We start from the raw sequence: 13887 nt of genomic DNA on the forward strand, positions 1-13887 counted from the left end.
TATCAATACTACTTATGAAAAGATTTAAAAGCGTCAAAATATGCAGAATACCTACTCATCATTAACTTTTTATTAAACTTTTCGTTATATAACTTACGTGCATTATAGCAAAGCTCTTGATATTTGTTCTCATTAATATTACTAAGGTTATTAATGACATGTATAACCTCTCCATTGCTATTAATATTAAATCCATTATACCCATCTATACAAATTTCACCACAAGCTTCACTACCTCCAATTGTTTTAGCTAATACAGGTCTACCCATCATGCAAGCTTCAATCAATGAAATACCCAAACCCTCTTTCTTGCTAAAAAGCATTACATACTGGTAGTCGAGAATTAACTTATCAACATGTGATTGAAATCCTATGTAGTTGAAATTTTCGCCTAAATTGTTCTCATCGATAAAAGCTTTTAGATCCTGAGCACCTTCTCCTTCTCCTGCAAAGTCAATTTGAATATCTTTATTAATATTGTCTTTCAATAATTTAACCAACTCTAGCTGCTGCTTATTATTCTCTATTTGTCCTAAAAATAGTATTTTAACCTTTTCGTTTTTTGGATAGTTTATATTTAGTACATCAGACCCACAATCCATCAAACCATTATGGATTACACTTATATTTTTACTTTTAACATTAAACACCTCTGTAAGATTTCTTTTTACAGCATAAGATACAGCAATAATATTCTTTGGGAAAAGAGAGAATAATTTCTTATTATAATATACACCATGAGCTATATGTATTAATTGGAAAGGCAAGATAGGTTTCAATAACATTAGCAATAATGTCATTTTTCGATCATGAGAAACAATAATCCCCCCTTTTAACTCCTTCAATCCCGAAAAACTGAAAGTTATGTAATTTTCCTTTTTTACTTTTTCTCTGAATATTTCATGAATCTCTTCATAAGATTGAAAACTTGAAATATAACTATCATACTCATAAGAAAAAGAATTATAAAGACTCATAATAACTTTCTGAGCTCCACCAAATCTCCTAAACAAGGGAAATACATGAATTAATTTCATTATTATGCAATTACTTTATTAACTGATACAATTGTCGAGTTAGAAGGAACATCTTTTGTTACAATTGCTCCAGTTCCAACAATGGAGTTTTCACCTATTGTAACAGGTCCTAATACACATGAATTAATTCCAACTGTAACATCATCGTAGAAAATAGGTTGCCTTATCATTTCACCATTAATGACCCTACTTTTACCTGAATTCCCCCCAACAGTTGCTCCTTGGAAAATTCGTAATTTACCTTGTGACCTTACCTCATGACCGATCACAATGTTCATTCCATGCACAAGCATTAATCCTCCAGCCAGGTCTGCTCTAGGATCAATATCGACTGTGAAAATAATTCGATTGAATAGCCAAAATAGTTTTGAAACAGGATAAAGCTTTAGTTTTGAAAAAATAGAACTAAGCCGATATATAATAACAATCCAAACATTAACATCTAATAGTGTTTTTAACACTGCAAAAAAGCGATACCTGGTTCTAACAGCCTTTATAGACGCTTTTGCCTGAATATCTTTAAAAATTCTAATCATATTTCTGGTTTATCTTCTTTAACCGCGAATGTTCTGATTAAATAAAACGGTACAAGATACATATAAAATTTAAAAACAGGATAAACAAAAAAGGCTGCCAACATACATGCAGATGCCAATGAATAAATCATATTAAGTCTTCTGTAGTGCCAATAATTATATATATAATCAAAAAGAAATAATAGAATTCCAAGGTAGCCCAATTCAAGTAAAAAAACATGAAATTCTGCAGAATCACGTTGCGCAGGTTTTACAGTAAGTTGGCCTCCATTAACATTAGCAAATCCAATATAGCCTAATTGGTTCTCTTCAATCCCGATGTATGGCCAACTTCCAAGACCTAAGCCAAAAACCTGCTCCTCTTTGGTCTTTTCCGACATAAACAGAATAGTACGAACAGCAGGCAATAATCTAGATCCTGTGTTAATACTTACCACCTGTCCATCTGTCGCATTACCCAACTTACTCTTATATATATTTCGTGATAATATTAAGCCCCCGGCAACTATAAACATTAGAATAAACACCAACAGGTTCCGTTTAGAGATCTTTGGTAAATCAATGAACATCCTGGCAACATACCCTAAAATTATCACTCCAATAAATCCGTATGAACCGTTAAGCAATAAAGTTAAAAAAGACAAACCGATTAATCCCTTGTATTTAATAATCGTATTACCAATCCTTAAAAAGATTAACAGGGAATTAAAAGTCAGGATTATTGAAAACCAATTTGGCTCAAGAAAGAATCCTCTCAATCGTGTAGCAAAACTCGCATCGACTGCATAGTGTTCTGCGTTAAAAAAAGCGAGCTGGTAGCCAAACACCTGGAATAAAACACTTTGAAATAGACCAGTACCAATCAAAACCCATTGAAAAAGTAAGATTGCTCTATCGGATATAAATGACTGCTTATTGTATAAAAAGTAAAAAACCCAAAGTCCAAGAATAAAGTATGTTAGCGTAATTGGAACACCGGGAAATGAGGTATTAAAAAGAATATTGATAATGAGGTAGAAAATAAATGGAAATAAAGTCCAATTTCTCTTAAAAAAACCTGCCAATCGAATTGTCCCAGGCTTCTCTGTAAATTCTATTACAGAAATAATTAAAATAGCCAAGATTCCAAGATGCATTTTAAAACCACCAACACCTAATTTCAAAGCTGAATCGAAAGCAAATGAAATGTAAATTACTTCATAAATATTTAGCTTTTTAATCTTCATTTACCAAATCGTTTATGATACATCTTTAACACATTCATTCTTTCTTCTTTAGTAACAACTAAATAAAAGATCGCAACCAATACCATTACAAATGTCAATACAAGGCTAAGGGTTAAAGCCATCCAACTTCCCGGAACAATTAATATCTTTATTATATAGCCTACAACGCATACTAAACTAATGGTTATTAATGAAGGAATCACATTTAAATACATATTCTTCAAAGAATCTTTTAAATAACCAACTGCGTATAAAGGCAAAACAATTACATGTAAAATAAAATATATAACAGCACCACTAATTATCACAGCCATAATTCCTATGTCTGTAAATTTTAATAAAACGACAGATATAATAATATGCAGACCACCAAATAGTATAGTTGTAATTCCCTGGAATTTCATTTTGTTAAAAGCGGTATTTAAGGTGTAAATTTGCCTAAACGCTAATGAAACTCCAAAATGTATAACCATTACCCTTAAGTATGGTGCCAAATAATCAAACTGTTCTCCAACCCAAAGCTTCAATATTACATCCGCATAGACAAATACCATTGCAGAAGCAAAAGCTGAGAAAACGCCTTGATATCTGATTGACTGATATAAAATTCCCTTTAGTTTCTCTATATTTTTATTGGCATATTCTATCAATATATTTGGGGCAATTACCCCACTTAATATAGTAGAAACACTTATTAACAGCACACTCCATTGAACTAATATGGCATATTCTCCAGCCTTTTCAGCACCTAGCAATACGTTTATCAAAATGATATCAGTCTGTGAAAAAATCATTGCTCCAACAACACTAATCCCGGTCCATGCAGAAAGATTAAAAACGCTCTTCAATCTTTCTCTATCAAAATCAATTAATTTAAATTCATAGAAGGGTACAAACTTTTTAAACGCAATAAATGCAATCACCGTTGAAATTATAGCTGCAATTAAGAAAGCAAGCCCAACAGAGACCAATGATGCATTAATTAACAGAACTGTTACAAATACAAGAATTACTTTCAATGCATTTCTTAATATATTTATTCCTTGTATTATATCTAATCTATTATTGGCGTATATCGGACTAGATAAAGCTGTATTAAACATGACCAGAACCTGACTAATAGCAACAAATAAAAACATATAAGATGCAGTTTCAACATTCTCGCTATCAACATTAAAAAAATCGGTCAGATTAAATGATATATATATAATGCAGGGCAAAACAATAACCAATGCAAGAATATATAAAATGAAAATTGTAGTTAAGACTTTTGACGTTTCTTGCCAATCTTTGCGTACGATACATACAGAAACAAAACGATTATTGGCTTGATTCAGTGAAGTTGACAGCAATGCTGCATATGCAGCTGTGCTTATAGCCACTTGGATGATACCAAAAGCAGAAAGTCCGAGTTGTGAAATTAAAAATGGAGGAAGTGCTAAGCCTAAAAGCATCTTAACAATGAAGTTACCGCCGTTTACTCCAAGATTCTTTAAAAATTGTTTATTCCCCGACATCACTTTTAAAAAAAATTCTTATAAAAAAACACCCATTACTGGGTGCACATATATTTATCAACTTAAGATCATATTTCACATCAATATACTACTTTAAGGCTTGTTGTATGTAGTTCATAGATATTTCACGTCGTTGATCTAATAATTTAAAAGATTTACTATAGTCAACATTAGCATTCAACTGCAATTCTAATTCATCCTTATTTGAGACTATCTGACTACTTAGATCTAATGAGTCCAATAATTCTATAAAACGAGCATTCAATCCCTTTTGTCCGGGATTCTCATTTGGCACAACAAAAAAATTGCTTTTACCTAATATGGCGAAGACTGTTCCATGAAAAGAATTTGTAATAAAATATCTTGCTTGTTTAATTCGATTCAGCCAATTACCGGGTCCTTTGAAATATTCATGTTTATCGGGTCCCTTATAATGATAACCAAGATTGACAATTGGAAGACCTGTAATTTCTCTTAAATGAAAGGCTAAATCGTAAAGTCGCTGGTCACGCATGGCCGAATACACTGCTATGAAATCGTTTTTAAAAGTTTTCGTGTCGCAAACTTCTGTATAGTCTTGAATATCTAAAAGCAATGTTGGATCAAGAACTACCGGCACTTCCTCATCGGGAAATTTCTCGTTAATAAATTCTGAAACATAATTTTCTCGCGCTGACAAATGATCGAACTGACTAATCAAATCATAGGCCTTGGACTTAAAAGGTTCTTCCAACGCTTTATTTCCCATACTTATCGCATACCCTATTCGTTTAGCACCATTAGGAGCAAAATCTAAAAAGTAAGTTGGGTCATTCTTCATAATATTTCTATTCCATACCTGATCACTTCCTACGAAATAGAATTCTCCGTCAGTCAAATGCTTGCATAATGAACTATTACTATAAAAAGTTTTCTCAGTTAATCCTAACCTTTTGAAAAAACTTTTAAAGGTCAGGTTCATAACCTTTCTCTTGACATAGCTCATAACAGATGGCTGGTTTTTTAGAGTCACTTTCATCCATTTCGGGATATAATCAACCACTTTAACCATTAGATTATGCTTTTCAAGGACCCTTTTCAAGGCATAAATCTGAAGAACAGCACCGTAATTGGTTGCCTTCTGATAGGCTAATATATAGGCTTGCTTTTTCATAGTTATGAAATAAATATATTAGTATGATCTACATTGTTCCGCTTTGAAATTGGAACCATAAATTCACTTGGTGGCAAACCACAAGTAATCATAGCAATAAAGACTTCGCTTTCATCAATGTCAAGCAATTTTCTAATTTTCGTATCGACATCGATATCAAAGCTAGCGTTTAAAATACATGCTCCAATACCATAGTAATGCAGTGAATAAAGTAAATTCATACAATATAGACCTCCATCTACATAAGCTGCGTTTCTTTCTCGCGCCTTAGCGTACATTCTCAGACTAGCAGTAACCACTATCAATTTATCGGTCTGATGACCAAATCCCCTATTGCCACCTTGAAGATTTAATACCTGTTCCTTTAAATCAGAATCACTGAGCGTTCGTGTTTTAATTGGTTGGCGATTACAAGCTGTAGGTGTGGTTGTTGCGAGCTCCAAAGCACTTCTAAGATTTCTTTCAGAAATAGCTTCTCCACCATAATTCCTCAAACTGTGTCGTGAATGTGCAGTAGTATAAAAATTACTATTATCAAAGAATTCGTCTCGTGAAACCCGATATTGATTACATGGCTGAATATCAGGGAATTTATCACTCAATTCACTCAACATTTGTCGAACTTCCTCCTCAAGCTGGAATCCTTTTTCTTCATGCTTTGCTTTATATTCCTTAAGAACACTTACGGCATGAATAACCTGATCATTCATTTCATAGGAAGTAACATAACAATTAATCGAATGAATCAATTTTTTAATCTTATCTGAACCAAAACCATATCTCATATCTGACATAGTAAGGCCTTTTTCAACTACATGGTAATGTGTAATTATCTTCCCAAGTAAATCATATTCTTTACGATAAGAAAATGAGCTTCCATATTTGAAATATCGTAATCGATCCCTTCTATAGCCAATAAATAGTTTTAAGCGATGTAGAATACCCCTGTATAAAAGTATCTGCATATTAGTTGGGAGTAATCGCTTCAATAATTCTTTCATCTATTTAACTCTTTTTAACTCCACAAAAATCTAATACAATTTTATTATTTGTCACCGGAAGTTCCTTAAACTCATCATGAGCAACCAAAAATGCAATAATATCAGCTTTTTCGGCGGCTTCACGATAATCGGTTAATTTAAAGACATGATGCACTTTTATGTTAGGTTCCACAAAGTAAATTTCTTCATCATTAGCACTTTGTAAAACTTTCTGAGCAATGTACTTAGCTGGTGATTCGCGTAAATCATCAATATTGGGTTTAAAAGCTAATCCCATAATAGCAATCGATGGCTTTCGTCCATGTTTAAGTTCGAATTCCAACTTTGTATTTTGTATTTTTTCAGCTACCCAAAATGACTTGTAATTATTTGTTTCACGGGCTTTACCAATCATTTGTGCTTCACGAGGATAATCTGATACAATAAAATAAGGATCGACAGCAATACAGTGTCCGCCAACACCACATCCCGGTTGAAGAATATTTACTCTTGGATGTTTATTTGCCAACTCTATTAATTCCCAAACATTAATCCCTGCTTTATCACATATTAATGATAATTCATTGGCAAATGCAATTTGAACATCACGGCTTGAATTTTCCGTCAACTTACACATTTCAGCGGTGCGAGCATTCGTGGCATGTAATTGACCTTTGACAAACAAAGAATAAAACTCCATTGCTTTATCAGTACTTTCTTTATTTACCCCTCCAATAACTCTGTCATTCTGCACCAATTCATACATCACATTACCTGGTAACACTCGTTCAGGGCAATAAGCTAAATAAATCTTACCTTTTAACTCAGGTCGTTTCGAGTAAATTAATTTCTCCATTGCTTCGGTCGTTCCAACAGGCGAAGTTGATTCGATTATATACAAATCCCCTTCTTTTAAAAGTGGAAGTACATTTTTTGTGGCTGCTTCAACAAAAGAAATATCGGGTTCATGGTTACCTTTAAAAGGTGTTGGTACCACGATAAGGTATACATCAGCGGGTTGAACATCTGTTGAGGCTATTAAAAAGCCATCTCTAACCGCTTTTTCAACGTAGTTTTCCAAGTCAGGTTCAACGATGTGTATTTCCCCCTTATTAATTGTCTCCACTACTTTAGCATTAACATCCATTCCAGATACTTTAATACCATTAGAGGCTACCAGCGCACTTGTTGGCAGACCAATATATCCAAGACCCACCGTTGAAACAGTTATATTCTTTTTCATCGTTTATGAAATATTAATTCTTTAGTAAAAAATCCACAATCCTTTGAGAAGCCTTACCATCGCCATATGGATTATGGAGTTGACTCATCTTATTATACCTCTCGGTATTCTCAATCAGGTTCATTGCTTCATCAGCTATTTTGTTTTTATCAGTTCCAACTAGAATCACCGTTCCAGCCTCAACAGCTTCCGGTCGTTCTGTGGTATCTCTCATTACCAAAACTGGCTTTCCTAAACTTGGTGCCTCTTCTTGCACTCCTCCACTATCTGTCACAATTAAATATGCCTTATCCATTAGCCAGATAAAGGCCTCATAAGGTAATGGATCAATGAGGTGAATATTTGGATTATCTCCCAAGATAGAATATACAGGTTTTTGAACATTCGGATTTAAGTGTACAGGATAGATTACCTGAACATGCTCCGTCTTCGCAATTGTGTTAAGGGCATCACAAATATTAAGAAAGCCTTGCCCATGATTTTCTCTTCTGTGCCCTGTGACCACTATTAATTTCTTTTTGGGATCGATGAGCTCTTTCAACCTATTAATATCATCATTATCATGCACTTTGTTTACAATTTCAACACTCTCAATGAGGGCATCAATAACTGTATTGCCTGTCACCATAATAGAGCTGGCATCTGTTTTTTCCTGTAATAGGTTATTTTGTGATTTCGAGGTTGGAGCGAAATGATAATCGGCTATTCGCCCTGTTAACTGTCTATTCAACTCTTCAGGGAAAGGTGCCAATTTATTATATGTTCTTAATCCTGCTTCAACATGACCAACCTTAGCTCCACTATAAAAAGCTGCCAAGGCTGCGGCACTAGAAGTTGTCGTATCTCCATGCACCAGAACAATATCAGGTTTAAACTCCTCCAAAACTGGTTTCATACCATTTATAATATCGCCGGTTAATGAGTATAAGTTCTGATTTGGCTTCATTAGATTCAAATCAAAATCCGGGCATATATTAAAGAAAGATAATACTTGATCTAACATCTCTCTATGCTGTGCGGTTACACAAACTTTTGTTTCGAAGTCTTGTTCACACTTTTTAAACTCTTTTACAACAGGAGCCATTTTAATGGCCTCCGGACGAGTCCCGAATACAATTAATATCTTTTTCATATCGTTATCCTGAGTACATTTTTATTATAAACTTTGTTTCAGGTTATTCAAAATTAGTCGGCCAAAAATCACCCCTATTCCAATGAAACTTCCTAAAATTATACTAACTACAATAATTACCTTTTTATTCGGAGCACTTTTTTCAATAGGCACCTTCGCTGGTTCTAAAATAGTAAATGCTGGCGTTTGCTCGTTTACTGTAATTTTTGCCTGCTCTAATTGTTGGGCCAAGCCTTTATAAATAGTAGATGCCATATCATACTCATCACTTAACCTCTGAAACTCCAGATCCACTCGTTCAGTAACCATGTTCCGATGTTTGTCTTTGTAATTATAAAAGGAACTTTGAGCAAACTCGTACTGCTTTTTTTTATCGTTATATTGTCCTTGTACAAATTCCAAATGCTCACGGGCCTGTTTCGTTTTATATTTAATAATATAGTCTTGCAATAACTCAACTGCTTTTTGAACTAATTGCGCAACTAAAACCGGTTCACCAACTTCAGCGGAGACATTGATTAAACCAGTCTTTTTGTCGACTTCAACAACTATCACTTCTTCTACAGCTGCCATTGCCAATAATTCTTCTTCACTCAAATTGAGCACTCCATAATCAGGCAAATCGAGTTCTTTTTCATCTTTGAATAATAAGGCATCTTTAATCGTCCAGGGCAATAGAATAGTGTACTTTATTACTTTACTCCCAAACGTCTCCAAAGTGTCAGCCACTGCATATTCATATAAAGAAACTGGCTCAACATATTCTGTAAAATGAAACTTCTGATGCACCATTTCTTTTTTAAAGGGATATGAATTAACCACCTGTGGATATATCTCAGCAGGAATACCGGACGTACCGCCCATCATTGAGCCAATGTTAATACCTGCCATACCAGCTATAGCACCAAGGTTTCCTAAACTGCCTCCTTGCTTTTCTTCAGACGGAATCAATGTACAATAAGCTCTATATTTAGCTGGACTTGTAAATGCTATTAATAATCCTATAAAAACTGCGATTCCAACTGAATAATAAATCGTCTTTCGGCCATTCCAAATAGTCTTGACAAGAGCGATTAAGTCTATCTCGTCGTCTTTGATAATTTGAAGTTGATCTTGTTCCTTATTTATTGTCATTATTTTTGAACTGATGGCTGCTAGTATATAGTTAACAGCAATATATAATACTTTAACTCAAAATATTTTAGTTACCCATTTTATCGGCAATAGTTACTATCGTTAATGATAAAGAAGCCAATGCACTGGCCATAGCAATCCATGCTGTTGCAGGTAAAGGTTCCTTATGCGGTTTTTCAGGCACTACAACTTCAGAGCCTGGCATCACCTTAGGGTAGCTTCTAAAAAACAAGAAACTTTTAGTCGATGCTGCTGCCCCATTGGGATAAATGACATATGATTTTCCTTTTTTGGCTCTTAAACTAAATCCTCCACCAGATTGCACATAATGCTTTAAACCTTTTCCATCAATATAGGATGTTGATAATGGATTTAGTACCCCTCCGGTCACCTTAACAGTCTGTAATTCGCGAGGTATCACCAACTCATCTCCATCCTGAAGGAAAATATCCTCCTTTTCACCAGGATTCTTTAATATTTTTTCTAAATCTATGCTTACCACATCAAACCCCAAATCATCAAACACTAAAGAAGTATCCGATGCGATTAATTGTTCTCGCAGGCGTTTTACTTTCTGAGATACTTCAACTTTACGTGTTAGCATCGCCCCCTTGGCATAGGCGTTAGGTGATAAACCACCTGCTCGTTGAATAATTGTTGAAACCCTTTCTTTTTTTGATGTTAAGCTAAATTGACCGGCATAGTTAACTTCTCCAAATACATTTACAACCGATTTTTTTTCATAGCCTGGCGACTGACGCACGAAGACCTGGTCGTATGGGCTCAAAATAAATTTGGCATCTTCGCCGTTCATTTTCAGGTCACGTGATATTGTAAATTGGTAGACATGTGCAATTTTATCACCAGCTTTCTGTGCCTCATCATATGATAATCGTCGGGAGATCTCGATAAACGCTTCTGATGCTGACTCTTTAAAACCTCCTGACTTAAATACCAGGTCAGATAAGGTCATGTCTTCATTATAATCAAATTCTCCAGGGTATTGTACTTCACCATATATTTGAACGGTACGAATTTCGCGTAAATCATCAATTGATGAGATAGTCACCATATCCTCGCGTTTTAGTTCAATATCTTTTTCGCCTCTAAGTACTTCACCTACATTAAAGGTGATATTCTGTAGTGTCAAGTCATCCATCAGACGCGTTACCAAACCACGGTTAAGAAAAACGTCTTCACGAATGCCATCAGCCTTATCTATTAACTGCTTTAATGTTAAACCTTCTGTTAACTCATAATTACCGGGACGGTAAACGGCACCTTCAATACTCACTTTATTTTCATAACGCTCCAAAACAGTACCGGCAAATACACTGTCACCGCTCTGAACTATTATCTTTTCATAATTCTCAGCCAATACATCTTTAAAAGCACGTTGACGGGAAGTCGTTCTGTATAATTCAATTCGATGGGTATAAGCATCTTCAGTAAAGCCTCCTGCATATTCCACCAGGTCACTAATCTTTTCTTCGCCTTTTGCCTCGAATATGCCATTGCGTTTAAACTCGCCTCCGACTTTTACTCGTTTTTCATAGGTTGGAACCAAAATAACATCACCATCGCTCAAGTGAACGTTTATTTCGCTTTTTCCCTTGATCAAAAATTCGTATACATCTAAAGTGGCTTGTAGTTCTCCGTTACGAATCACCTGTATATTACGGAACGACCCATCTTTATTGGGTCCACCAGAAAGGTATAATGCATTAAATGCTGTGGCTGTTCCAGGCAAGGTATATGTTCCCGGCAGAAACACTTCACCAATCACATTGACTTTGATCGATTTTACTGTACCCACATTGATACTTGCAAAAGTTCTTGGGTTGGCTGACTTAAGATCACTATATATAGATGTCAGTTTACTAAAAATGCGCTTTTGTGCAGCCTCCTGGAACAATCCTCCTACCTGCACAGGACCAACATTTGGTATGTTAATGGACCCATTTTTATCAATCAACAAATTGTAACTCTGTTGCGATACACCCCATACATCAATTAGAATTTCATCACCAGAACCCAGCACATAAGATGGTGGAACAGGTAAATTGATATTTGGCTCGAAAGTTAAATTTTCGTTATTAAAGAATGAAAATCCGAAAATACGTTGATCTACAGATGAAGAATCAACCTCCCTTTTAACAGATTCTGTCATACCAGATTCTACAGGCATGGTTGTACCGACTCCTATTTGATGAGCCGCTGTTCCGCCGGTTAACTTAATTTCATTAATACGCTGTTGTAATTTTGCAATTTGATCCTGACTCATACCTCGAGCTTGAGCCAATGCAATGGCTTGTTGTTCAGACAACCCACGTTTTTCCATTTCCTGGATCATGCGCATTACCTGAGCATCACTTAAATCGTCGACATTAACCGACTTGACATCTACAGAGTTGGGGTTAATACTTTGCGCCTGAATAGTAACAGCGCTAAAAGTAATTAAAAGAAAAAATAATAAACAACGTAATCTCATTCGTGTTTCTTTTTTTGAACCTTGGATGTTCTCTTGTTATTTTATGATACACTACTGTTTCCTTACCCCCATTTTGTTATAACCAACTGATTAGAGGGAGGCGATATAAAGAACTGACTATTAACAGCCTGACAATAACACATCTTTTCCTACGAAAAAGACGCCGCGAAGTTATAGATAAATACTAACATTCGCATATTTATATAGTAGTTTTTCAACATAATAATCATCGAAATTAATCAGGGTTGATTATCTGCCTTAACTACTCTTTAAAAAACCGTTTTTGGAAAAATAATATTATAAAAATACCTATAGTAATGGATGAATCGGCAATATTAAAAACCGGACGAAAGAAGATAAACGGATTACCTCCAACATACGGGAACCACTCAGGATAGCGCCCCTCGATTAAAGGGAAATACAACATATCCACTACTTTTCCGTGTAGGAAAGATGAATATCCTCCCGCTTCAGGCATAAAAGTTGCGATTTGTCCGTAGCTATGGTCGAAAATAATCCCATAAAACGCACTGTCAATAATATTACCCAAAGCACCGGCCAGAACCAAACCGACACAATAAACCAGGCCATTTGGCGCACCCTTTTTAGTCAAATTAACCATATACCAGCCAATTCCTACAACTGCAACAATTCTGAATATACTCAGAAACGCTTTTCCAAACTTACCTGCTAACTGCATCCCAAAGGCCATTCCGTTGTTTTCAACAAAATGAATGATGAACCAATTACCCAATACAGGAATCTCATCTCCTAACATCATATGGGTCTTGATGTAAAATTTACTGACCTGATCAATCAGAAGAATGATGAATATAATTAGAAATGATTTTTTTAATACTGACATAGTTACATTGTTATAGCAAACGCTTGTTGTACTTACGCACGAAACATATTCTTGTTTCGTATTTTTAAGCTAAAATAACAGTTCCGATTTAACGCACAAATGACCAATGGATAAAGCTTCTCCATTGGTCACCTTATTTTTTTGTTGTTAAAGCCAATCACACAATTTTCTACTTCTGTCCTTGCTTAGCCTCAACACTCAAAGTTGCATGCGGCACAGCTTTTAAACGCTCTGCAGGAATTAGCTTCCCTGTTACACGACACAAGCCATACGTTTTGTTCTCAATACGAACCAAGGCTGCAGAAAGATGCTGAATAAATTTTTGCTGACGCTGGGCCAACTTACCAGCTTCTTCTTTTGACAACACAGCCGCACCTTCTTCCAATACTTTAAAAGTAGGTGATGTATCCTGCGTATCATTACCATCCTGATGAGTAATGGTATTTCTCAGCAATTCATAATCTTTCTTGGCCTTATCAAGTTTCTTCAGGATAATTTCTTTAAACTCCTGAAGTTCTTCATCTGAATAACGGGTTTTTTCAGCCATAACGACTAAGTTTTAGTTATCAAACA

Annotated in this window: 12 protein-coding genes; all 12 read right to left on the bottom strand. The window is 35.1% G+C overall.

Features of this window, described 5'->3' with window-relative positions:
- Positions 1 to 8: 8 nt before the first annotated feature.
- Positions 9 to 1037, bottom strand: a complete 1029-nt coding sequence (locus ACRD69_RS12175) for a glycosyltransferase (RefSeq protein ID WP_430815368.1) — start codon at positions 1035 to 1037, stop codon at positions 9 to 11.
- A gap of 2 nt (positions 1038 to 1039) precedes the next feature.
- Positions 1040 to 1573 carry a serine O-acetyltransferase gene (locus ACRD69_RS12180; RefSeq protein ID WP_430815369.1) on the bottom strand — a complete coding sequence of 178 codons (534 nt, stop codon included), beginning with the start codon at positions 1571 to 1573 and terminating at the stop codon, positions 1040 to 1042.
- Entirely contained in the window at positions 1570 to 2736 is a 1167-nt protein-coding gene (locus tag ACRD69_RS12185; RefSeq protein ID WP_430815370.1) for a hypothetical protein, read from the bottom strand. Before ACRD69_RS12185 ends, ACRD69_RS12180 begins: the two co-directional genes overlap by 4 nt.
- 59 nt (positions 2737 to 2795) lie before the next feature.
- Positions 2796 to 4316 carry an oligosaccharide flippase family protein gene (locus ACRD69_RS12190; RefSeq protein WP_430815371.1) on the bottom strand — a complete coding sequence of 507 codons (1521 nt, stop codon included), beginning with the start codon at positions 4314 to 4316 and terminating at the stop codon, positions 2796 to 2798.
- An 88-nt stretch (positions 4317 to 4404) separates the two neighbouring features.
- Complete coding sequence (locus tag ACRD69_RS12195) at positions 4405 to 5469, bottom strand: polysaccharide pyruvyl transferase family protein (RefSeq protein WP_430815372.1); 1065 nt, start codon at positions 5467 to 5469, stop codon at positions 4405 to 4407.
- A gap of 2 nt (positions 5470 to 5471) precedes the next feature.
- Positions 5472 to 6470, bottom strand: coding sequence for a nitroreductase family protein (locus tag ACRD69_RS12200; protein ID WP_430815373.1), 999 nt, complete (start codon positions 6468 to 6470; stop codon positions 5472 to 5474).
- Positions 6471 to 6474: 4 nt separating this feature from the next.
- Positions 6475 to 7692 carry a UDP-N-acetyl-D-mannosamine dehydrogenase gene (wecC, locus tag ACRD69_RS12205; RefSeq protein ID WP_430815374.1) on the bottom strand — a complete coding sequence of 406 codons (1218 nt, stop codon included), beginning with the start codon at positions 7690 to 7692 and terminating at the stop codon, positions 6475 to 6477.
- A gap of 13 nt (positions 7693 to 7705) precedes the next feature.
- Entirely contained in the window at positions 7706 to 8824 is a 1119-nt protein-coding gene (gene wecB, locus ACRD69_RS12210) for a non-hydrolyzing UDP-N-acetylglucosamine 2-epimerase (protein ID WP_430815375.1), read from the bottom strand.
- Positions 8825 to 8848: 24 nt separating this feature from the next.
- The gene (locus ACRD69_RS12215) at positions 8849 to 9958 is read right to left on the bottom strand and encodes a Wzz/FepE/Etk N-terminal domain-containing protein (protein WP_430815376.1); all 1110 of its coding nucleotides are present in this window, start codon (positions 9956 to 9958) and stop codon (positions 8849 to 8851) included.
- Positions 9959 to 10025: 67 nt separating this feature from the next.
- A complete protein-coding gene (locus ACRD69_RS12220; RefSeq protein ID WP_430815377.1) occupies positions 10026 to 12449 on the bottom strand; it encodes an SLBB domain-containing protein in 2424 nt (807 codons plus the stop codon).
- Positions 12450 to 12711: 262 nt separating this feature from the next.
- A complete protein-coding gene (locus tag ACRD69_RS12225; RefSeq protein WP_430815378.1) occupies positions 12712 to 13314 on the bottom strand; it encodes a lipoprotein signal peptidase in 603 nt (200 codons plus the stop codon).
- Between the two features lie 169 nt (positions 13315 to 13483).
- A complete protein-coding gene (locus ACRD69_RS12230) occupies positions 13484 to 13861 on the bottom strand; it encodes a TraR/DksA family transcriptional regulator (RefSeq protein WP_430815379.1) in 378 nt (125 codons plus the stop codon).
- Positions 13862 to 13887: the final 26 nt, after the last annotated feature.

The organism is Carboxylicivirga agarovorans, assembly GCF_050589845.1.
Taxonomy (GTDB): Bacteria; Bacteroidota; Bacteroidia; order Bacteroidales; family Marinilabiliaceae; genus Carboxylicivirga; species Carboxylicivirga agarovorans.

Coding starts and splice junctions, on each gene's coding strand:
- ACRD69_RS12190 (WP_430815371.1), bottom strand. CDS start 4,316: ATGTCGGGGAATAAACAATTTTTAAAGAATCTTGGAGTAAACGGCGGT.
- ACRD69_RS12225 (WP_430815378.1), bottom strand. CDS start 13,314: ATGTCAGTATTAAAAAAATCATTTCTAATTATATTCATCATTCTTCTG.
- ACRD69_RS12215 (WP_430815376.1), bottom strand. CDS start 9,958: ATGACAATAAATAAGGAACAAGATCAACTTCAAATTATCAAAGACGAC.
- ACRD69_RS12200 (WP_430815373.1), bottom strand. CDS start 6,470: ATGAAAGAATTATTGAAGCGATTACTCCCAACTAATATGCAGATACTT.
- ACRD69_RS12220 (WP_430815377.1), bottom strand. CDS start 12,449: ATGAGATTACGTTGTTTATTATTTTTTCTTTTAATTACTTTTAGCGCT.
- ACRD69_RS12175 (WP_430815368.1), bottom strand. CDS start 1,037: ATGAAATTAATTCATGTATTTCCCTTGTTTAGGAGATTTGGTGGAGCT.
- wecB (WP_430815375.1), bottom strand. CDS start 8,824: ATGAAAAAGATATTAATTGTATTCGGGACTCGTCCGGAGGCCATTAAA.
- ACRD69_RS12195 (WP_430815372.1), bottom strand. CDS start 5,469: ATGAAAAAGCAAGCCTATATATTAGCCTATCAGAAGGCAACCAATTAC.
- ACRD69_RS12230 (WP_430815379.1), bottom strand. CDS start 13,861: ATGGCTGAAAAAACCCGTTATTCAGATGAAGAACTTCAGGAGTTTAAA.
- ACRD69_RS12180 (WP_430815369.1), bottom strand. CDS start 1,573: ATGATTAGAATTTTTAAAGATATTCAGGCAAAAGCGTCTATAAAGGCT.
- wecC (WP_430815374.1), bottom strand. CDS start 7,692: ATGAAAAAGAATATAACTGTTTCAACGGTGGGTCTTGGATATATTGGT.